The 19695-nt window shown below is 70.8% G+C and carries 21 protein-coding genes; 12 read left to right on the top strand and 9 right to left on the bottom strand.

Features of this window, described 5'->3' with window-relative positions:
- The first annotated feature begins 3 nt into the window (after positions 1 to 3).
- From O7632_RS07950 to O7632_RS07930, 5 genes are all read left to right on the top strand, one after another.
- Positions 4 to 1119 carry an iron ABC transporter permease gene (locus tag O7632_RS07950; RefSeq protein WP_278112692.1) on the top strand — a complete coding sequence of 372 codons (1116 nt, stop codon included), beginning with the start codon at positions 4 to 6 and terminating at the stop codon, positions 1117 to 1119.
- A complete protein-coding gene (locus O7632_RS07945) occupies positions 1116 to 2033 on the top strand; it encodes a heme ABC transporter ATP-binding protein (protein ID WP_278112691.1) in 918 nt (305 codons plus the stop codon). Before O7632_RS07950 ends, O7632_RS07945 begins: the two co-directional genes overlap by 4 nt.
- Positions 2033 to 2689: a biliverdin-producing heme oxygenase gene (locus O7632_RS07940; protein WP_278112688.1), complete on the top strand. Its 657-nt coding sequence runs from the start codon at positions 2033 to 2035 to the stop codon at positions 2687 to 2689. Before O7632_RS07945 ends, O7632_RS07940 begins: the two co-directional genes overlap by 1 nt.
- Positions 2686 to 2991, top strand: a complete 306-nt coding sequence (locus O7632_RS07935) for a DUF2470 domain-containing protein (protein WP_278112687.1) — start codon at positions 2686 to 2688, stop codon at positions 2989 to 2991. The genes O7632_RS07940 and O7632_RS07935 overlap by 4 nt, the downstream gene beginning before the upstream one ends.
- 96 nt (positions 2992 to 3087) lie before the next feature.
- Positions 3088 to 3591, top strand: a complete 504-nt coding sequence (locus tag O7632_RS07930) for a hypothetical protein (RefSeq protein ID WP_278112685.1) — start codon at positions 3088 to 3090, stop codon at positions 3589 to 3591.
- Positions 3592 to 3612: 21 nt separating this feature from the next.
- Here O7632_RS07930 and O7632_RS07925 read toward each other — a convergent pair whose 3' ends face one another.
- Positions 3613 to 5253, bottom strand: a complete 1641-nt coding sequence (locus O7632_RS07925; RefSeq protein ID WP_278112682.1) for a PQQ-dependent sugar dehydrogenase — start codon at positions 5251 to 5253, stop codon at positions 3613 to 3615.
- A 121-nt stretch (positions 5254 to 5374) separates the two neighbouring features.
- Between O7632_RS07925 and O7632_RS07920 the strand changes: the two genes are divergently transcribed.
- On the top strand, positions 5375 to 6532 hold the full coding sequence (locus O7632_RS07920; RefSeq protein WP_278112680.1) for a tetratricopeptide repeat protein: 1158 nt from the start codon (positions 5375 to 5377) through the stop codon (positions 6530 to 6532).
- Between the two features lie 54 nt (positions 6533 to 6586).
- Here the strand turns inward: O7632_RS07920 and O7632_RS07915 are convergent, their stop codons facing one another.
- Entirely contained in the window at positions 6587 to 6850 is a 264-nt protein-coding gene (locus O7632_RS07915; RefSeq protein ID WP_278119916.1) for a GlsB/YeaQ/YmgE family stress response membrane protein, read from the bottom strand.
- Between the two features lie 260 nt (positions 6851 to 7110).
- Between O7632_RS07915 and O7632_RS07910 the strand changes: the two genes are divergently transcribed.
- Positions 7111 to 8235: an LCP family protein gene (locus O7632_RS07910; protein WP_278112678.1), complete on the top strand. Its 1125-nt coding sequence runs from the start codon at positions 7111 to 7113 to the stop codon at positions 8233 to 8235.
- A 28-nt stretch (positions 8236 to 8263) separates the two neighbouring features.
- On the opposite strand, the gene O7632_RS07905 is transcribed toward O7632_RS07910, so the two are convergent.
- Entirely contained in the window at positions 8264 to 8956 is a 693-nt protein-coding gene (locus tag O7632_RS07905; RefSeq protein ID WP_278112676.1) for a response regulator transcription factor, read from the bottom strand.
- Entirely contained in the window at positions 8944 to 10299 is a 1356-nt protein-coding gene (locus tag O7632_RS07900) for a histidine kinase (protein WP_278112673.1), read from the bottom strand. Before O7632_RS07900 ends, O7632_RS07905 begins: the two co-directional genes overlap by 13 nt.
- Before the next feature lie 151 nt (positions 10300 to 10450).
- Here O7632_RS07900 and O7632_RS07895 point away from each other — a divergent pair, with 151 nt between their 5' ends.
- From O7632_RS07895 to O7632_RS07880, 4 genes are all read left to right on the top strand, one after another.
- The gene (locus O7632_RS07895) at positions 10451 to 11347 is read left to right on the top strand and encodes an ATP-binding cassette domain-containing protein (protein WP_278112671.1); all 897 of its coding nucleotides are present in this window, start codon (positions 10451 to 10453) and stop codon (positions 11345 to 11347) included.
- A gap of 5 nt (positions 11348 to 11352) precedes the next feature.
- Positions 11353 to 12078: an ABC transporter permease gene (locus O7632_RS07890; protein WP_278119915.1), complete on the top strand. Its 726-nt coding sequence runs from the start codon at positions 11353 to 11355 to the stop codon at positions 12076 to 12078.
- Complete coding sequence (locus O7632_RS07885) at positions 12065 to 12796, top strand: hypothetical protein (RefSeq protein ID WP_278112669.1); 732 nt, start codon at positions 12065 to 12067, stop codon at positions 12794 to 12796. Before O7632_RS07890 ends, O7632_RS07885 begins: the two co-directional genes overlap by 14 nt.
- A 102-nt stretch (positions 12797 to 12898) precedes the next feature.
- Positions 12899 to 13105: a hypothetical protein gene (locus O7632_RS07880; protein WP_278112667.1), complete on the top strand. Its 207-nt coding sequence runs from the start codon at positions 12899 to 12901 to the stop codon at positions 13103 to 13105.
- 21 nt (positions 13106 to 13126) lie between these two features.
- On the opposite strand, the gene O7632_RS07875 is transcribed toward O7632_RS07880, so the two are convergent.
- Positions 13127 to 13591 carry a PPOX class F420-dependent oxidoreductase gene (locus O7632_RS07875; RefSeq protein ID WP_278112665.1) on the bottom strand — a complete coding sequence of 155 codons (465 nt, stop codon included), beginning with the start codon at positions 13589 to 13591 and terminating at the stop codon, positions 13127 to 13129.
- Positions 13592 to 13803: 212 nt separating this feature from the next.
- Here O7632_RS07875 and O7632_RS07870 point away from each other — a divergent pair, with 212 nt between their 5' ends.
- Positions 13804 to 14541: a DUF2071 domain-containing protein gene (locus tag O7632_RS07870; RefSeq protein ID WP_278112663.1), complete on the top strand. Its 738-nt coding sequence runs from the start codon at positions 13804 to 13806 to the stop codon at positions 14539 to 14541.
- A gap of 324 nt (positions 14542 to 14865) precedes the next feature.
- On the opposite strand, the gene O7632_RS07865 is transcribed toward O7632_RS07870, so the two are convergent.
- From O7632_RS07865 to O7632_RS07850, 4 genes are all read right to left on the bottom strand, one after another.
- Positions 14866 to 15690: a helix-turn-helix transcriptional regulator gene (locus O7632_RS07865; protein ID WP_278119913.1), complete on the bottom strand. Its 825-nt coding sequence runs from the start codon at positions 15688 to 15690 to the stop codon at positions 14866 to 14868.
- A 413-nt stretch (positions 15691 to 16103) separates the two neighbouring features.
- Positions 16104 to 18386: an EAL domain-containing protein gene (locus O7632_RS07860; RefSeq protein WP_278112661.1), complete on the bottom strand. Its 2283-nt coding sequence runs from the start codon at positions 18384 to 18386 to the stop codon at positions 16104 to 16106.
- A 176-nt stretch (positions 18387 to 18562) separates the two neighbouring features.
- Positions 18563 to 18847: an adhesin gene (locus O7632_RS07855; RefSeq protein WP_278112659.1), complete on the bottom strand. Its 285-nt coding sequence runs from the start codon at positions 18845 to 18847 to the stop codon at positions 18563 to 18565.
- A gap of 295 nt (positions 18848 to 19142) precedes the next feature.
- Positions 19143 to 19655: a winged helix-turn-helix domain-containing protein gene (locus O7632_RS07850; RefSeq protein WP_278112657.1), complete on the bottom strand. Its 513-nt coding sequence runs from the start codon at positions 19653 to 19655 to the stop codon at positions 19143 to 19145.
- Positions 19656 to 19695 lie beyond the last annotated feature (40 nt).

The following is a 19695-nucleotide window of genomic DNA, read 5'->3' as shown; positions in this document are numbered from 1 at the left end:
CCGGTGCCACCAGCCCGGACCACCGGTACGGACGTGACCGGACCCGACGTACCACCTCGGCCCGGGTCGCGGCGCCCAGCCGGTTCGGCCGCCCGCCGGCCGCTGCTGCTGATCGGGCTGGCCGGCACCCTGGTCGCGGTAGCGGTGTTCGCCGCCGGCACCGGTCAGGTCCAGATCGCCCCGGCCGAGGTGATCGCCTCGGTGCTGCACCGGATCGGACTACCCGTCGGCGAACCGCCGACCGCGCCGCACGCCGACAGCGCACTGTGGATCGTCCGGTTCCCCCGGGTCGTCCTGGCCGCGATCGTCGGTGCCGCGCTCGGCTGCGCCGGCGCCGTCATGCAGGGCATCTTCGGTAACCCGCTGGCCGAACCCGGTGTCATCGGGGTCTCCGCCGGCGCGGCGGTCGGCGCGGCGCTGGCGATCGTCACCGGCGTGACGGTCCTCGGCGGCTGGACCACGGCCGCCGCCGCTTTCGTCGGCGGGCTGGCCACCACCTACCTGGTCTACGTCCTGTCCCGGGCCGACGGGCGGACCGAGGTGGTCACCCTGGTGCTCACCGGCATCGCCGTCAACGCGGTCGCCGGAGCCGCGATCGGGCTGCTGATGTTCGTCACCGACGCCGCCGGTGTGCAGGCGATCGCCTTCTGGAACCTCGGCAGCCTCGCCCAGGCCAACTGGGAAGCGGTCGCCGTCACCGGGCCGTGCCTGATAATCGGACTGGTCACGGCCGGACTGTCCGCCGGCAGATTGGACCTGTTGGCGTTGGGCGAACGCTCGGCCCGCCACCTCGGGGTCGACGTGGAAGGACTCCGGCTGCGAATGATCGTGGTGACCGCGCTGCTCGGGGCGGCGGCGGTCGCCTTCACCGGAGTGATCAGCTTCATCGGGTTGGTGGTGCCGCACCTGGTCCGAATGGTCGCCGGCCCCGGGCACCGGGTGCTGATCCCGGCCAGCGCGCTCGGCGGGGCGATCGTGGTGATCGCCGCCGATCTCGCCGCCCGAACCCTGGTCGACTATCAGGAACTGCCGCTCGGCGTACTGACCGCCGTGGTCGGCGGCCCGGCGTTCTTCTGGCTGCTGCGCCGTACCCGTCGCCGGGCCGGGGGTTGGGGGTGATCCGCCGGGCCGGCGCGCTGCCGCCGATCCGCCGGATCCCGGCGCGTCCGTCGATCCGCCGGACCCCGGCCCGGCCGCCGGTCCGCCAGCCCGCCGGCAGCGCGTTGATCGAAGTCGGCCAGCTCCGGGTCGAACTCGGTGGCCGCGCGGTACTCGACGACGTCGAGCTGGTCGTCCACACTGGCGAGGTGGTAGCGCTGGTCGGACCCAACGGTGCCGGCAAGTCGACCCTGCTCGCCGCGATCTGCGGGGACGTACCGCTGGCCACCGGGTCGGTACGCGTCGACGGTGCGGCGCAGTCGGCCTGGTCCCCGGTCGAGCTGGCGTTACGCCGAGCGGTGCTGACCCAACGGAGCGTGCTGTCGTTTCCATTCACCGTCGCCGAGGTCGTCCGGATGGGCCGGGCACCCTGGGCCGGCCTGCCCGCCGAGGACTCTGACGACCGCATCGTCGAGGAATGCCTGCACGCCACCGACGTGGCCCGCTTCGCCCGCCGTACCTTCACCTCGCTCTCCGGCGGTGAGCAGGCCCGCGCCGCGCTGGCCCGGGTCCTCGCCCAGCGGGCCACCGCGATGCTGCTCGACGAACCGACCGCCGCGCTCGATCTGCACCATCAGGAACTGGTGCTGCGGATCGCCCGACAGCGGGCGGCGGCCGGGGACGCCGTCGTCGTGGTGTTGCACGACCTGAGCCTGGCCGGGGCGTACGCCGACCGGATCGCGTTGCTGTCCGCCGGACGGCTACGCGCCGTCGGCACCCCGGCCGATGTGCTCACCCCCACGCTGCTCAGCGAGGTCTACCGGCACGATATCGAGGTGCTGGCCCATCCCGAGACCGGTCTGCCGCTGGTCGTTCCGAGACGGCACCGACCAGACCGCACCGACGAGACGGCACCGAAAGGAAGAACCCCCTGATGAGTGACACCTTCTCCGCCCGGTTGCGGGCCGCCAGCTGGGAGGACCACCAGGCCGCCGAGTCCCAGCGGTACGTCTCCGCGCTGGTCGCCGGGGAACTCCCCCGACGCCGGTACGCCGACCTGGTGGCCCAGCACTACTTCATCTACCAGGTGCTGGAGGAGGCGGCCGAAGCGATGCGCGACGATCCGCTGGCCGGCGGCTTCGTCGACGACCGGTTGACCCGGTTGCCGGCGCTCGAAGCCGACCTGGCGTTCCTGCTCGGATCCGACTGGGCCGCGCAGATCACGCCGGGGGTGGCGACGCGGCGGTACGTGACCCGCATGCAGGAGGTCTGCTTCACGTTCGCGCCCGCGTTCGTGGCGCACCACTACACCCGTTACCTCGGCGACCTGTCCGGTGGCCTGTTCATCGGACGATCGGTGGCGCAGACGTACGGGTTGACCGACGACGGCGGGGTGGCGTTTTATCACTTCGCCGGTGTCGACAGCCCACGTGACTACAAGGACGCGTACCGGGCGCGGCTCGACGCGTTGCCGCTGGACCCGACCGCCGAGGCCGCCCTGGTCGGCGAGGTGGCGGTCGCGTACCGGCACAACTCGGCGGTCCTCGCCGAACTCGGCCGGGACCTGGAGCAGATGGAGCCGGCGGCGTGACCGATCCGTTCTCCCCCGATGTGGTGGCGCAGATCGCCCGACACATGAACGATGACCACTCGGCCGACTCCCTGCTGATCTGTCGGTCGCTCGGTGGTGTCCCCCGCGCGACGGCGGCCCGGATGGTCGGGCTGGACGCCGACGGAATCGACTTCGCGGCCGGTCTCGACGGGGTCGAAGTCCCGGTACGGGTGCCGTTCGCGCACCGGTTGACCGAGCGGTCCCAGGTGCGGCACGAGGTGGTCCGGATGTATCAGGAAGCATGCGCGGCATTGGGTGTGCCGCCACGCCCGGCGAAGTGAGCCGCCGAGCCCAACGAAGTGATTGGCGGTAGCACCGATAGGGCATCCGACCGGATACGTCCGAGTTGACATGGTTGGGTGTGGGAGCATCGCGCCATGGCGACCATCCGGCGACAGTCGGGGCCGGGCAACGACGGGCCGGCCCGGCCCGTCGCCGCCAGACCGGTCGCCGCCAGACCGGTCGTCAGCTCCGTGGTCGCCGTGCTCGCGGTGCTCGCGCTCACCGGATGCACCGGAATCGGCATCGGCGAGGCACCCGAGTCGGGGACGGCGACGTACTCCGCCTGGGGGCTCAACGAGGCGTCGAGCGCGCTGACCGGCTCCGACCGCATGATCGTCCTCAACGGCGACATCCAGCGCGACGACCGCGAGTTCTTCCAGGTCAGCGGGGTATGGGGGCAGGACGGCTTCACCCTGGACGAGCCCTCGGCCGACCAGGTCCGGGCTCTGGTCGGGCAGCTGCCCGACCGTACCGGAGATCCGGACTGTCACCGACTGGTGCTGGTCAACCATGGCTTCTTCGGCAGTGGGGCGATCGCCGTGGTCGATCCGGCGGAATTCCCGCCGGGGACCCCGGTGATCGCCCATCCGCTGCGCTGACCGACGGTGCCGGCCGCCTGGTCAGCCGGCCGACGGCTCGGGTACGGCGCACTCGAGACCGTTGAGCGTGAAGACCGCCGGCAGTCCGCCCGCACCGCTGCCGTCACTGCTGGCCAGGAAGCCGAAGCTGACCGTACCCCCGGGTGGGATCGCGCCGTTCCAGGCGGCGTTGCCCGCGGTGACAGTGGTCCCCTGCTGGGTGGTGACGGCGTTCCACGGCCATTCGATCCGCTGTGCCCCGGTGAAGTCCCAGCCCACCGACCAGCCGGCGATCGGCTCGGTTCCGGTGTTGTGGATCGTCACGGTGCTGGTGAAGCCGGCGCCCCAGTCGCTGTCCACCCAGTAGCCGATCTGGCACTCACCGGTCGGATCGGGGTCGACCTCGGCGGCGAACGAGATCCGGTGCAGTTGCCCCGGCAGGTCGTTGACGAGATACAGCTCGCCGTCGCCGGCCACCCCGATGGTGGTGGGCTGGATGGGCAGCTCACCGATCACCGCCGTGTCGTATCCGCCGTCCGCCGTCGGCCGGATCGCGTACGCCGTCGCCGAGCAGTAGTCGGTGGCCAGATAGGTGCCGGCGGCGATGTCGGCGAAGGCGCTGCCCCGGTAGACGTGCCCGCCGATGACCGCGCAGCCGCCGACCGAGGTCTGGTAGTGGAAGACCGGGTCGGTGTAGTCGGCCGCCGGGTCGCACCGCTGCGGGTCGAACTCGACCGGCCCTTCGCGGCAGGACCAGCCGAGGTTGGCTCCGGCGACTCCGCGCAGGTGGTTGACCTCTTCGTACGAGCCCTGGCCGACGTCGGCGATCCACAGTGATCCGTCGGCCGGGTCGACCGAGAAGCGCCACGGGTTCCGCAGGCCGTACGCCCAGATCTCCGCGCGGGCTCCGGGCTCGTCGACGAACGGGTTGTCCTCGGGTACGCAGTACGGCAGTGCGCCGCAGGCCGCCGAGACGTCGATCCGCAGGATCTTGCCGAGCAGCGTACCGAGGTCCTGGCCGGTGTCGAGCACGTCGTCGGCGCCGCCGCCGTCACCGATGCTCCAGTAGAGGTGACCGTCGACGCCGAAGGCGAGTTGGCCGCCGTTGTGGTTGGCGAACTCGGCGTGCGGCTGGGTCAGCAGCACCTCCTCGGTGTCCACCGGGACCGGCTGCTGGTCCGGGGCGTCCAGCGGCAGCCGCGACAGGGTCACCGCGCCGTCGGGCAGTGCCGTGTACGCGAGGTAGATCGCCGGATCGGTGGCGAACCCCGGTGCCGTGGCGATGCCGATCAGACCGCGTTCGTTGCCGGAGATGTCGACCCGGTCGCTGATGTCCAGCAGCGGATCCGTGGCGAGCCCCGAGTCCGGGTGGTAGACCCGTACCGTACCGGTCTTTTCGGCGATGAACAGCCGACCACTGCCGTCGTCCGGGGCGATCATCGCGGTGGGACGTCGTAGGCCGAACGCGACCTGGGTGCTGGCGACGGTGAGCCGGTCGAGCGGTACGGCGGCGGCCGACTGGTGTGCTGCCAGTACGGCGGCCGACTGGTCCGGGCCGGGCCGGGTGGCGGGCGCGGAGGCCGGTTCCGCTCGTGCGGCACCCGCCGCGAAGACGACCGAGATCGCCGCGGCGCTGGCGACCGTGGCCGCGCCAGCCCGGGATTTCAATCGAAACATTTTCATATTTGCTCCTATCGGTTCATGGGAACGTAACCGATGGACGTAGCGATGCCAACCGACCCGGTCACCAACATTTGCCACTCTGGGTAGTCAATCAATAGCTAAGAGTCGCTATCCTTGAGTCATGGAGCCGGCCACCCCCGACCCGATTCAGATCGCCGAGCTGGTGATCGCCTGGTCCGGCGGAATAATTGCGGCTTTTGCCCTTTTGGTCACTGCGCTGACAGTGGTCTTCGTCTTCGCCGGCTTCGTCGGAATCCGGGAACTACGGACCATCCGCCGTACGGGTGCCCGCGCCCGACTCGAACTCGACCGACAGCGCACCGTCGCGCAGGAAATCGTCGCGCAGGCCGATCGGGCGATCCACCAGGCAGAAAATCTCTCCGAGCAGACCGACACCCTCGTCGGTCGGGTACGGACCGCGGTGGCCCAGGCGGAACGGCAGTCCGAGCAGGTACACCTGTTGATCGAGGACATGCAGTCCCGCCTGAGCGACTTCGACCAGCGGCTCACCACCCAGGTCGAGGTCTCCTACCTGTTCAACCAGGGTGAGGCCGCGTACTGGGAGGGCTACTACGAGAAGGCGGTCGAGTTCCTGCGCCGAGCGGTGGAACTCGACCCCCGCAATCCCCGGGTGCGTTACCGACTCGGTCGGTCGTTGACGAACCTGGGCGAGGACGCGGCGGCCGAGCAGGAGTTGACCACCGCCATGGCGTACAAGCTGCCGGCCGACGGCGCGGAGCGGGCCTTGGCGCTGCTGCACCGCTACGCCCAGCCGGACCGGGCGTTGAGCTACGCGCGACTGGCCACCAAGCACGGCCCGCACGACGCGCAGAACTGGAACTGCCTGGGGCTGTTGCTCCGTGACAACGGCGACTTCGCCGCCGCGCGGGACGCCCACCAGCAGGCCAACCGGCTCGACCACGACCTGGTCTCGACACCGTTCTTCCTGGCGCTGCTCGCCGCGCAGGCGCAGGCGCTGCCGCACGCCCGGGACCGCTCCGCCGAGGCGATCAACCGCCTCGACTCCAGTGAACGGCGGGCGAAGATCAAGCCGATGTGGGCAGCGCTGATCCGCTGGACCGACGAGGTGCTCCGGGGCAACTACGCCGAAGCCGACCATCACGCGGCCGTGCTCTACCAGACCTGCCAGTCGGCCCGTCGAGCCCGGGAACTCTGCGACCACATGGACTTCCTGCTCCGGGCGCTGGCCCGCGAGGAGCAGCGGGAACGGTATCTCGGCTCGATCGAACGGACCTGGCTGACCACCCGTACCGGGTGATCAGCAGCGGCCGGCCGATGCGGCCGGCCGCCAGGTCGATCGATCCCGGTGGGTTCAGGACTTCTTACCCGCCGCCGCGATCACCGCCACGCCGGCGGCGGCGAACCCGATCTGCAGCGCGAGTTCGATCCAGTCGACGCCCCGGGTCTGCGCCACGCCGAACAGTCCGGCGACCAAGGTGCCGAGCAGCGCGGCCACCACGCCGATCAACAGGGTCACCCAGATCTTGATTTCCTGCTTGCCAGGAACCACGAGCCGCCCGAGCGCACCGATCACGAGTCCGATGATCAACGCCGAAAAGATGCCACTGATCTCCACAGTCTTGCCCCCCTGAACCGGTTGGTTGGGCTGTCCTTTCCCATCTTCGACCGTCGCGGAACCTCGCAACAAGGTCCACCAAGCGACCGGTACACCATGCGCCAGGAGCACCACGCCAGGAGCACCACGCGCCAGGGCACCGACCGCGCGCCAGGGCCAGGCACGATGTGGAATTTTCAGAGATCTCGCAGCTTGGCTGGGTAGCGTTACGGGTAATCAGGACCTGCCAACCCCTCGTCTCCCTCGTCTGGAGTATTGGCATGTCGGCACCGAGCGGGTCATCGACAGCTGCGGCCGCCCGCAGGCGCACCCCGGTCTGGGCGGTGCTCGCGGTGATCCTCGGCTCGCTACTGATGGCGAGCAGCGCGGCGGCGATCGTCGGTAGCAGGTTGCTCATCGAGCGCTACACCGGCGACATCCAGCAGCAGAACCTGCTTGCCGGAGCGGCCAAGGTCACCGAGCCGGAGCGGGAACCGCTGGAGGGGCCGATCACCATGCTGCTGCTCGGGGTCGACGAACGCGGCAGCAACCCGGGCGACATGCGCTCGGACACGATCATCATCCTGCATGTCCCGGCCACGCACGATCAGGCCTACCTCGTCTCGGTTCCCCGGGACACCTGGGTCGAGGTACCGGCCTTCGAACCCAGCGGGTACGAAGGCGGCGAGTCCAAGATCACCGACGCGTTCCGGTCCGGGTCGCGCGACGGCGCCGGCCGGGCCGGCGGCGCCCAACTCGTCGCGCTCACCCTCAAGGAGCTCACCGGGATCGAGTTCGACGGAGCGGCGATCATCGACTTCAGCGGCTTCCGGGACGTCATCGACGCCCTCGGCGGCGTACGGATGTGCGTCGACCAGCGGGTCAAGTCGCAACACATGCGCCTTGTCGACGGCAAACCGACCTGGCTGGCCGAGGCACGCCAGGCGGGCGGCGGCAAGGAACTCTGGCATGAGGAAGGCTGCAAGCGGATGGCCGGCTGGGAGGCGCTGGACTACTCCCGGCAGCGTTACGGCCTACCCAACGGCGACTACGACCGGCAGCGTCACCAACGCCAGCTGATCAAGGCGATGATCAGCCAGGCCAGCAGCAGGGGCGTGCTGACCAACCCGGCCCGGCTCGACGAAGTGATCACCGCCGCCGGCAAGGCGTTCGTGCTGGACACCGGCGGGACACCGATCGCCGATTTCATCTTCACCCTGCGCGGGATCACCGCCAACGACCTCGTCCTGGTCAAGACCAACAACGGCGAGTTCAACTCGGCCGGTTTCAGCAGCACCGCCGCCGAACGACTCACGCCGGAGAGTCTGGCGATGTTGGCGTCGATCGGAGCCGGCACGTTGGACGACTTCCTCCTCGCCCACCCGGAGTTCGTGCAGGAGGACTGACGCCGCCCACGTCAGGTCCAAGCCCGCGTCAGGTCCAGCCCGCGTCGTGCACCAGCAGCGCGATCTGCACCCGGTTGTCGAGGTCGAGACGGGCCAGCAGTCGAGACACGTACGCCTTGACCGTCGCCACGCTCATGAACAACTCAGCGGCGATCTCGGCGTTCGACCGGCCATGACCCACCGCGACCGCGACCTCCCGCTCGCGCGGGCTGAGCCCGTCGAGCAGCCGACGGGCCCGCTCGCGTCGCCGGCCCGGGTCCGGCTCCGGTCCGGCGGGGTCGCCCCGACCGGCCGGTACGCCGGCCACGTGATCGATCAGCCGGCGGACCGCCGCCGGCGAGAGGATCGGATCCCCGGCGTGCACGCGGCGGACCGCCGCGACGATGTCGGCCGGTGGGGTGTCCTTGAGCAGGAAGCCGCTGGCCCCGGCCCGCAGCGCCCGCAGGACGTACTCGTCGGCGTCGAACGTGGTCAGCACCACCACCGAGGGCGGATCGGGCCGGCGGCGGACGGCCTCGGTCGCCGCCAACCCGTCAACGCCCGGCATCCGGATGTCCATCAACACCACGTCGGGCCGGTGGGTGGCGACCGCGTCCGCGACGTCCGCGCCGTCACCCGCCTCACCGACCACGTGCAGGTCGGCGGCTCCGCCGAGGATCATCGCCAGCGCGGCCCGTACCAGCGGATCGTCATCGACGATCAGGACTCTCACGGCGGCCATGGCAACCACGCGACCAGCCGATAGTAGCCAGATTCGGTCGTCCCGTAGTCGAGTCGCCCGCCGACGAGACTGGCGCGTTCCGCCAACCCGACCAACCCGGTCCCGCTCCCCGGAATCGGCGAATCCGGCGGCCGTGACACCGAGCGACGGTTCGTCACTTCCACGGTCAGTCCGGCACCGGGCCGTCCGCGCACCGCGACCTTCGCCGCCGCCCCGGGCGCATGCTTACGGACGTTGGTCAGTCCTTCCTGCACAATCCGGTACGCCGCTCGGCCGAGCCCGGTCGGTAGCCGCGACGGCTGGTCGATCTCACTGGTCAGGGTGACTCGGGTGCCGGCGTTACGGGACTCGGCCACCAACTCCGGCAGGTCCGCCAGGGTCGGTTGCGGCGGCTCAGGCCCGCCGACGAGCGCCGTGTTGCCGGCCTGGCCAGTCGAACCGGTCAGACCAGTCGACCGAGTCGGGCCGTTCCACCCGGTCGGGCCAGGCAACCCGGTCGGGCCGGCCGGTGCGGTGGAATGATCCGACCGCAGCACCCCGATCACCTCACGGAGCTCCTCCAGCGCCTGGTGGGCGGTCACCCGGATCACCCCGGCCGCGCGGGTGATCTCTTCCCGAGATGCGTCCGGCCGGAACTCCAGAGCTCCGGCGTGCAGGCTGAGCAGCGAGATCCGATGGGCCAGAACGTCGTGCATCTCCCGGGCGATGCGGGTGCGCTCCAACTGGCGGGCCTGAGCGACCCGCAGCAGTTGCTCCGCCTCGGCGCGGTAGGCGCGATCGCGTAGGGAGACGACCAACTGCCGGCGAGCCCGCACGAACATCCCCCAGGCGAGCACGGCACCGATGACGATCGCGGTCAGCACCACCGCGCCGAACAGGTCGAGGTCCCGGTCCGGGTAGATCAGATAGAAGATCGGCGACACGGTGAGATGCGCCACGGCGACTCCGGCCGCCACCGCGAGGGGTCGATGCACCGCGACGGTGAACAGCAGGATCAGTACGGCGATCCCGCCGGTCACCGACAGCACACCGATCGGCAGGGCGATCAGCGCCACCCCTGCGGGCCACCGGCGCCGTACCCACAACAGGCCGCAGGAGGCCAGCCCGAGCATGAGGTCGAGTCGGTAGAACCAGCCGGGTTCGACGCTGGTGGCCGTCACGTACGGCTGAGGTTGCCGCATGTCCCACGCCGCCCAGACGAGGTAGCCGACGGCGATCAGCAGGCAGATGGCGTCGACCAGCCAGTCCCGGGTGGATCGTCTCCGCCGCCCGGTCCCGGCCGCATCGGCGATCAGTGTCGCCGGTAGCAACCAAGGGTTGTCCGGAGCCGGGACCGCGCTCATCAGGCCAGCGTACGCACCGACAAGCAGCGGTGGGCAGCTACCAAAGTCGAGGCCGTCGACCGCCGAAGGTCGGTGATCGGCAGACCATCGACCACCGACGGCCGACGATCGGCCGCTGCGGCGCCGGGCCACCGACCCGCACGCTGATCTGGTGATCGAGGTACGCAATATCACCAAACGGTACGGACGGCAGCTCGCCGTCGACGACGTCTCCTTCACCTGCTCGGCCGGTACGGTGACCGGCTTCCTGGGGCCGAACGGTGCCGGGAAGTCGACCACGATGCGGATCGTCTGCGGGCTCGCGACCGCCACCACCGGGTCGGCGACCGTCGACGGGGTGGCCTACCGCGACCTGCCGAACCCGGGCCGGGTGGTCGGCGTACTGCTGGACGCCTCGGCACAGCATCCGGGACGTACCGGGCGGGAGACCTTGGCCGTCGCGGCGCTGACCATGGGGGTGTCGCAGGCCCGGGTCGCCGAGGTGCTCGACCTGGTCGGGCTCAACGCGGTCGCCGCCCGGCGGCGGGTACGCGCCTACTCGCTCGGCATGCGCCAACGGCTGGGGCTGGCGCACGCGCTGCTCGGCGAGCCCCGGATGTTGATCCTGGACGAGCCGGCGAACGGTCTGGATCCGGAGGGCATCTTCTGGATGCGCCGTCTGCTGCGCGACTTCGCCGACCGGGGCGGCACCGTGCTGCTCTCGTCCCACCTGCTGCGGGAGGTGGAAGCGGTGGCGGACCGGCTGGTGATGATCGGGGGTGGCCGGGTCGTCGTCGACGGCGACAAGGACGAACTACTGAGCGGATCGGGCACCCTGGTCCGGGCCCGTGACCCGCAGGCCCTGCTGACCGCGCTGGTCGAGGCCGGCGTGCCGGCGAGCGAGCTCGACGGCCGGCTGCTGGTGCGGGCGGAGCCGGAGCTCGTCGGTGAGATCGCCGCGCGGACCGGCGCCGTACTGCTGGAACTGCGGCCGGCCGACGGCGGCGGCCTGGAACAGATGTTCCTCAGCCTGACCAGCGGCGAATCGGTACGGGAGGCAGTGCGTTGACCGCGATGTGGGGACGGTTGGTCCTGGTCGAGATGCGTAAGTTGATCGACACCCGGGCCGGCTACTGGTTGTCGATCACGATCGGGCTGGCCACCGCCACCATCGTCGCGCTGATGCTGATCTTCGCCGAGCCGGCGGAGCAGTCGTTCGTGACCTTCTTCGTGCTGGCTCTGCTGCCGGTGGCGTTCCTGCTCCCCGTACTGGGGGTCCTGCTGGTCACGACCGAATGGTCGCAACGCACCGCGTTGACCACGTTCGCGCTGGTACCGGTCCGGCACCGGATCCTCGGCGCCAAACTCGCCGCGTCGATCGTCGCCGCTGTCGTCTCGGTGCTGGCCAGCCTGGTCGCGGCGGCCGCCGCGACGGCGATCGCCGGGGCCACGGGCGGCACCGGCTCGTGGCGGTTCGACGCTGTCATGATCGTCTACGCGATGCTGTTCCAGGTGATCAACGTCGTGATGGGGCTGGCCTTCGGGATGCTGCTGCTGAGCACCCCGCTCGCCATCGTGCTGCTCCTGCTGCTGCCGACGGCATGGTCGGTCGTCGGCGGGATCGTCGGCGGGCTGCGGGACGTCGCCGAGTGGCTTGATCTCGGCCTCACCATGGAACCGCTGCTCACGCCCGACGTGACCGCTGGACAGTGGGCCCGGTTGGTCGTCTCGGTCGCGCTGTGGGTACTGCTTCCGCTGCTCGCCGGCGCGGTACGGATCCACCGACGTGACGTCGTCTGAGTCCGGTCCGGCCGAGGTGGTGGGTCCGTCGGCAGGCGAACGCCTGCTGGTGGGCCCCCTGCTCGTCGGCCTCGGCGGTGCCGCCGGCGGCCTGCTCCCACCGCTCGCCGGTTGGCTGCTCGGGCTGCCCTGGGTGCCGCTGGCCGGGCCGCTGCGGCTCATCGACGCGCTACCACGGACGCCGGCCGTCGTCGGCGGCGTCGTCGCCGGAGCCCTCGTCGGGCTGACCCTGCTCGGCGCGGTGCACGCCAGCCAGCTGCTGGTGACGGTCAGCCGTTGCGAGCTGCGCATCCGGCACGGCGAGGTCGACGTGACCCTGCACCGGTCCGACATCGGCGCGGTGTTCCTGGAGCCTGGCAGGTCGTTCCTGGCCGACGGCAGACTCGTCGTGCTCGACCGACGCGGAGCGGAGCTGTGTTCGCGGGTCGGTGACATCTCCGCCACGCGGCTCGCCGACGCCCTGCGCGCCCACGGCTATCCCTGGCGGCCGGACGGCGACCCGTACCGGACGGCGTACCGGCTCTGGGTGCCCGACCTGCCCGACCTGCCGGCCGCCGCGCATGCGCTGCTCACCGCCCGGCACCGGGCGGTGGAACGCGGCGACCGGGCCGAGGCCGAACTGCTCCGCGCTGAACTCGGCCGGCTCGACGTCGTGGTCCGCGACGACGACGTGCCACAGGTCGGCCGCCGGCAGTCGTGGCGGCGGGTCACGGGCTGACCGGTGTTACCGGCCACCCCCGGCTGGGTACATCGGAGCGATCCGCCGCTGGGTGTCCGCTCGCCCGGCCGGACCTTTGGCAGTCGGAATGAGGAGGAACCCATGCGCGGCGTGTCGATTTCCGGGGTGATCGTACTGATCTGGCTGGTGATCGGAGTGGTGGCGGCGGCACAGCGCGACTACTTCGACCAGTCGGAGACCAACTGCGCACACGCCGGCACCACCATCGTCACCGTGATCGCCGGCCCGTTGAACTACCTGGGAGTCAACCCGCAGGTCGACTGCGACCTACCCGAGCCTTCCGAGTGAGCCGGCTCTGCGAGTGAGCCGCTAATCGGCCAGCCGTGGCGGAAAGCCACCGGTGGCGATCGGTCCCCAATGGTCGATGACGATCCGGATCAACGATTTACCCTGCGTGCGCATCGCGGCGCGGTACTCGTCCCAGTCGGGATGCTCGCCCGCCACGCTCCGGTAGTAGTCGACCAGCGGTTCGACCGCGTCGGGCTGATCGACGACCGTGGCGGACCCGTCGACCTGTACCCAGGGTCCGTTCCAGTCGTCGGACAGCACGCAGGCCGAGACGGTCGGGTCCCGGCGGACGTTGACCGCTTTCGCCCGGTCCGGGTAGGTGGAGATCACCAGCCGCCCGCTGTCGTCCACCCCGCAGGTCACCGGCGACGCCTGCGGACGGCCGTCGGCCCGGGTGGTCATCAGCACGGCCCGGTGCCGAGGCCGAAGGAACTCAACCAGCTCGGCTCGGTCGACCCGGGTGTTGGTCGCGATGGCTCGGGCCACGGACGGCTCCTCAGCGGTCGGTGCACCATTCGGTGCGATTCGGCACAACTGCCATTCGGCACAATGATCGCATGCCCGCTGAGGATCTTCCGCCCGATCGTCCGCCCGCTGCCGTCACGCCACCCGATCCACCCACACCCACCGCTCCGCTCGCTCCTGTCGCTCCACCCGCACCCACCGGTCCGCCCGCTCCGGCGGTCGATCCTGAACCGGTGACCGAGACCGCGCCGCGACCGATCCGCCGGCCGGTGCTGGTCCAGCGCTGGCACGAGCTCACCTTCCTGCACTGGCCGGTCACACCCGCCCTGGTCGCACCACTGCTGCCCGCCGGCACCTGGCCGGACACGTTGGACGGTGTCAGCTACGTCGGGCTGATCGGCTTCCGGATGGTCGGGGTCGGACTCGTGACCGGCCCGGCGAGCCCGTACCTCGGCACGTTCTGCGAGACCAACGTCCGGCTCTATTCGGTGGACGGTGCCGGCCGCCGTGGTGTGGTGTTCCGGTCGCTCGACGCGGCCCGGCTGCTACCGGTCCTGGTGGCCAGGGCCAGCCTGCGGCTGCCGTACCTCTGGTCGTGGATGCGGCTGGACCGCGACGGCGACACCCGCACCTACCGGAGCCGACGGCGCTGGCCAGGTCCGAGCGGCGCGCCCACCCGGATAGCGGTACGGGTCGGGTCACCGATCGCCGAGCCGACGGCGCTGGAGCATTTTCTCACCGCCCGATGGGGTCTGCACACCCGCTTCCACGGCCGCACCCACTACCTGCCGAACGTGCACCCTCGGTGGCCGCTGCACCGCGCGGAACTGCTGGACCTCGACGACGGGCTGATCACCGCCGCCGGGCTACCGGCACCCGACGGGCCACCGATCAGCGTGCTCTACTCGCCCGGCGTACCGGTCCGGTTCGGCGCGCCGGTGGCCGTGCCGGACGGCGGCCGACCCCGCTGACCGACGGAACCGGTCAGCGTACCGAGATCGCCACCGGCGGTGCCTCCGGTCAGCGGGTGAGCACCGTGCTGCCGACGCCTGACGGCGCGCATCTGCTCGTCTCGCTGCGGTCGGATCGCGGCGCCCGGCTTGTGGCCGGGGCCGGAGGACACCGTGGTGCTGGCCCGGCGCGACGGCACCGGCGAGCCGCTGGTGCTCTACCAGGGTGCGGTGCTGGTCAGTCCGAGCGTCGCCGCCGACTGACCGGAACACGGGCAGCCGCCGACTGACCGGGACACGGGCAGGGCGGCTGGCCGGGCCGTGTCGTCAGAAGGGGCGGCCCGCTCACAGGTCGCGGAGGGCCCGGTGCAGGAAGTCCTGGGTCCGCGCCGGCGGTTCGGCCTCGATGAACAGGCGGCCGACGGCAGCGGCGTAGCCGTCGACGTCGTCACTCTTGTCCAGGTAGAGCGCGCTGGTCAGATGCTCTAGGTAGACGATGTCGGACAGTTCCTCCTCGGGGAACCGCAGGATGCTGAACGCACCGCCGGCCGCAGCGTGCCCGCCACGGTGAAAAGGGATCACCTGCAGCCGGATGTCCGGTAGATCGCATGCTTCGGCGAGGGTCTCGATCTGTTCCCGGAGCACCTTGGTTCCGCCGATCGGCCGGTGGAGCACCGCCTCGTCGATCACCGCCCACAGGCGCGGCCGGTCGGGTCGGTTCAGGGTCCGCTTACGGGCCATCCGCAGCGCCACCCGCCGCTCGACCTCTCCCGGGGCGGCATGATCGAAGCCGATGCCGATCACCGCTCGGGCGTACGCCTCGGTCTGCAACAGACCTGGCACGAACTGGATCTCGTAGGTACGGATCAGGCTCGCCGCCGACTCCAGGTCCAGGTAGTACTGGAACCAGGTGGGCAGCAGATCGCCGTACGGATGCCACCAGCCGGGCTGGTTGGCCTGCCGGGCCAGTGTGGTGAGTCCGGTGCGTTCGGCGTCGTCCGCGACCCCGTAGAGAGTCAGCAGATCCTCGACGTCGCGTTCCTTGAAGCCGACCCGCCCCAGCTCCATCCGACTGATCTTCGACTCGGAGGCCCGGATCACCCAGCCAGCTTTCTTCCGGCTGATTCCGCTGGCTTCCCGCAGTCGCCGCAACCGGGCACCGAGCTGCATCCGCCGGACGGTCGGCCCGCCGGTGGTGTGCTCGTACCGCTGCCGCGGTGCCACTGTCACCAGCTGCCTACGGTTTGCGTCCGACGCTGGTGCACTGGTCGACGTGGACGATGTCGACCTGGTCGAGCTCCCGCGGTCCAGTTGGATCATCTGTCAAGGACGCATCCTTCCTGGATCGGACGTAACGCCGCTGCAGGAGCATAGCCGCGCGAGATCATCCGCACCAGATCAACACTGTCGCTCCGGGAAGACAGTGGACCGTGCTGGTCCGGATCGGTCCCCGCGCCGGCCGACATCGGTGATCGGGTCGTCGGCTCCGGCGACGAGGACCGGTACGATCGGTCAAAGCTCGGCCATCGCCGCAAAAGCTCTTCGCCCACCGCCGCAAAGCTCGTCGGCACCGGTACGGCTGGTCACGCTGCCGTGTCGCCGCTGGCTGACGCCAGCATGCGCCGCCGCAGCTCGCTCACCGGCTGCGGGTGGCCGTACCGGTAGCCCTGGGCGCGGGGGCAGCCGATCATCGCGACCGCCCCGTGCTGCACGTCGTTCTCCACCCCTTCGGCGACGACGACCAGTCCGAAGGCGTCAGCGAGGCGGGTGACCATCTCGACCGTCGCGTACGCCTTGCCGTCCTGGGCGCCGAGGCGCTGGACGAACGATCGGTCGATCTTGAGGTCGGTCGCCGGCAGACGGTGCAGGTAGCTGAGCGAGGAGTATCCGGTGCCGAAGTCGTCGATGGAGATCCGTATGTCGAGTTCTCGCAGCCGCTCCAGTCTGGACAATACATCCTCGGCACTGTCGATCAGGGCGGTCTCGGTCAGTTCCAGCGTGAGCCCTGGTGCCGGTAGTCCGGCGGCGGTGACCGCCCGGTCGACCGTCCTGATCAGTTCGGGCCGCCGCAGGTGCGCTGGCGCGATGTTGACCGCCACCGTGGTGTCCGGATCGATCAGTCGCCAGGCCGCCGCGTCCCGACAGGCGACGGCGAGCACCCATTCGTCCAGCGGCACCACCAGCCCGGTCTCCTCGGCCAGCGGCAGGAAGTGGGCCGGGCTGAGCAGCCCGTGCCGGGGATGGCGCCACCGGACCAGCGCCTCGGCACCGCGTACCCGTCCGGTGCCGACCTCGACGATCGGCTGGTAGACCAACTCGAACTCGGCACAGTCCGCCACGGCCCGGCGCAGGTCGGCGATCAACTCGGCCCGGCTGACCGCTTCCTCCCGCAACCGTGGGGTGCAGAGACGGTAGGCAGACTTGCCTGCCGCTTTCGCCGCGTACATGGCGATGTCGGCATCCCGCAGCAGATCGGCGTCACCGCTGTGCTGTGGGCCGTACTCGGCGATGCCGATGCTCGCCGACGTGACCCGGCCGTCGGCGAGCACCGCCAGCAGTCGGCCGGCCAGGTACGGAGGATCGCGTGCCGGGTCGAGCAGGACGGCGAACTCGTCGCCGCCGAGTCGGGCGATCAGCCCGGTGTCGCCGACTTCGGTCCGCATCCGGGTGGCCACCTCGGCCAACATCGCGTCGCCGGCGGCGTGTCCGAACCTGTCGTTGACCTGCTTGAATCCGTCGAGGTCGAGCAGCAGGACCGCGACGCTGCCCCGATCGGCCCCGGGTGGGCCGGCCGTCTGCCGGGTCGCGATCGACTCGCGCAGCCGGCGGGTGAACTGGAGCCGGTTCGGCAGCCCGGTGAGTTGGTCGGTGTAGGCGAGCACCCGCAGTCGGGCCGCGAGCCGACGGTTCTCGTTGGCGGCCAGCGCCTGGCGGACCGCCAGGGTGGCGAGGAGCGTCACGCCACACCAGAAGGTCAGCGCCGACGGCTCCCCGACGGACACGATCGCCAGGCTCGCCGCGACGACCGTCAGGTACGGCAACGCCACCCGCCACCACGGCATCGGCGCGGGTGCGGCGGTCTCGTCGACCCGGTCCAGGTCGACGGGGGGCGGGTACCGGCTGGCGCACGCCACCAGCAGGTAGCTGAGCGGCCAGCAGACGTCGATCGGGTGCCCGGCCTGGTACTGGCCCTGGGCGATCAGCGACACGTAGACGGCGTCCGCCCCGGCGCGTAGCGCGAGACCGACCCCGAGCAGGGTCAGCGGTGGCCACAGTGGCCGGGCCGGGCCGGCGACCGAGATCAACACGACGAGCTGGATCAGGTCCAGCATCGGGTAGAACATGCCCAGGCTGCGGGCGACGGCGTCCATCTCGGCGCCGGCCATGTCCCGGTAGACCACGACCCAGGCGACCGGTACGAGCGCGAGTCCGACGATCACGCCGTCCAGCACCACCCGGGCCCGTCCCAGCGCGCTGCGGGGCGCGGACACCGCCGACAGCAGGGCGGCGGTGCCGGTGACGATGCCGGCGACGAAGATGGCCCCGATCAGGGGTGTGTGCGGCAACGTGTCGCCGGTGAGCCGTCCCACAGTCCACACCGTACGTCCGGCGGCGGCCAGACCCATGGTGACCGCCAGCAGCAGCCAGAAGCCGCGCAGTGCCACCGGGTGCCGTCGGGCGGTCTCGGCACAGGCGAGCGTGGCGCAGCCGGCGACGACGGTGGCACCGATGTCGCTGACCAGTGCCGCCACCGGTCCACCGGCGACGAGCCACGCGGCCTCGGTGGTGGCGACGACCACGCCGATGCCGAGGGCCGCCGTACCGGCCCGTCGGGGGCGGGCCGGCTCCGGCCAGTCTGCTGCCACCGGCGGAATCTATCGTCCCGTACGGATGCCGCCGCGCAGGCTGTCGGCGAGTTTACAAGGGACCTGCCCAGGTGGACGATCCCGTCGGGACCGCATCGGTCGTTCCGGACCGCCGGAACGCGACTCGAAACCGGTACGGCTCGGACCGGTTCGAGCCCGTCGCCGGCGGTGTCGGCTCAGCCGGACTTGGCGGCGATGCCGAACTGCACGCCGCCGTCGTCGTCGACCGCCGCGTCGAGGGCCTTGTCCTGCAGCAGCGTGGCGGCGTCGGGGTCGAGGAAGACCCGGGCACCGGAGGAGTCGACCACCTGGTCACCGAGATCCGGCTGGTCGGCAAGGGTGAGCGTGAGCGAGCCTGCGGTCGGGTCGGCCGCGATCCGCAGGCCGGCGCTCTCCGGCGCCTGCTGCTGGGCGGCGATCTCACGGATCACGAACACGGCGTTCTCGGTCATGGTCAGCATGGGTATCTCCTTGGATGGGCGTGATCATCGGTGTGCGCGCCCGGCGCGATGCCGCACGAGCGGCGTGAGTACGGGCGGGCGAAATGGGGATATCCGGCGTTTCTGACGGCGCGGCGGGCAGTACGCGGCGGGCGGTCAGGGGCGGGCGGCGGAAGCTCCAGGGACTGGTCGGTCAGCGGCCGTCTGCTACCCACCGTGCCCGATTTCGACCGGCCCGTCAAATCCCCCCGGGGGTTCCGGCGTTTCCGGTACGCCGCTCGGCGCGCCGGTGACGTCATATCGCGCGCCGGTGACGTCACATCGTCGGAACACGAACAGCGCTCCCCTGGTAGTGGGACTCGTTGTCGTCGACGCGTAGCACCGCGACCGGGACGGCACCGTCCAGCCGGTAGCCGACCCCGTGGATGGTGCGGATCACCGGCAGGTCGTCGCCGAGCTTGCCGCGCAGCCGCCGCACGTGCACGTCGACGCTGCGCGGGCCGCTGCGCCGGTGCCCCCAGACCCGGTCGAGCAACTGCTCCCGGGTGAAGACCTGCCGGGGGCGGCTGGCCAGGCAGAGCAGGAGGTCGAACTCACGCCGGGTCAAGTCGATCTCGACCAGTCCCAGCGCCACCGTCCGCGATTCCGGGTAGATGCGCAGTGCGACGCCGTCATCGAACAGCGTGGCCGGGTCGATCGGGGCGACGGGGTCACCCAGGGCGGTGAGCGGCACCGCGACCGACCCAGATGGATCGGGGTCGGCGGCGGGAATCTCGTGGAGCAACCGCTCGAGCAGCCCGATGAGGCGGAGTCGTACGTCGGGGTCCATCCCGCTATAATGACAACCGTTTTCAAGTACGTCGAGGAGA

The organism is Solwaraspora sp. WMMD406 (genome assembly GCF_029626025.1).
GTDB lineage: Bacteria > Actinomycetota > Actinomycetes > Mycobacteriales > Micromonosporaceae > Micromonospora_E.
The sequence above is the reverse complement of the archived record's forward strand: the minus strand, read 5'-3'. Positions and strand labels throughout refer to the sequence as shown.

Excerpts from the sequence above, each read along its gene's own strand:
- O7632_RS07940 (WP_278112688.1), top strand. The coding sequence starts at position 2,033 with ATGAGTGACACCTTCTCCGCCCGGTTGCGGGCCGCCAGCTGGGAGGAC.
- O7632_RS07930 (WP_278112685.1), top strand. The coding sequence starts at position 3,088 with ATGGCGACCATCCGGCGACAGTCGGGGCCGGGCAACGACGGGCCGGCC.
- O7632_RS07925 (WP_278112682.1), bottom strand. The coding sequence starts at position 5,253 with ATGAAAATGTTTCGATTGAAATCCCGGGCTGGCGCGGCCACGGTCGCC.
- O7632_RS07920 (WP_278112680.1), top strand. The coding sequence starts at position 5,375 with ATGGAGCCGGCCACCCCCGACCCGATTCAGATCGCCGAGCTGGTGATC.
- O7632_RS07910 (WP_278112678.1), top strand. The coding sequence starts at position 7,111 with ATGTCGGCACCGAGCGGGTCATCGACAGCTGCGGCCGCCCGCAGGCGC.
- O7632_RS07905 (WP_278112676.1), bottom strand. The coding sequence starts at position 8,956 with ATGGCCGCCGTGAGAGTCCTGATCGTCGATGACGATCCGCTGGTACGG.
- O7632_RS07900 (WP_278112673.1), bottom strand. The coding sequence starts at position 10,299 with ATGAGCGCGGTCCCGGCTCCGGACAACCCTTGGTTGCTACCGGCGACA.
- O7632_RS07890 (WP_278119915.1), top strand. The coding sequence starts at position 11,353 with ATGTGGGGACGGTTGGTCCTGGTCGAGATGCGTAAGTTGATCGACACC.
- O7632_RS07880 (WP_278112667.1), top strand. The coding sequence starts at position 12,899 with ATGCGCGGCGTGTCGATTTCCGGGGTGATCGTACTGATCTGGCTGGTG.
- O7632_RS07865 (WP_278119913.1), bottom strand. The coding sequence starts at position 15,690 with ATGCAGCTCGGTGCCCGGTTGCGGCGACTGCGGGAAGCCAGCGGAATC.
- O7632_RS07855 (WP_278112659.1), bottom strand. The coding sequence starts at position 18,847 with ATGCTGACCATGACCGAGAACGCCGTGTTCGTGATCCGTGAGATCGCC.
- O7632_RS07850 (WP_278112657.1), bottom strand. The coding sequence starts at position 19,655 with ATGGACCCCGACGTACGACTCCGCCTCATCGGGCTGCTCGAGCGGTTG.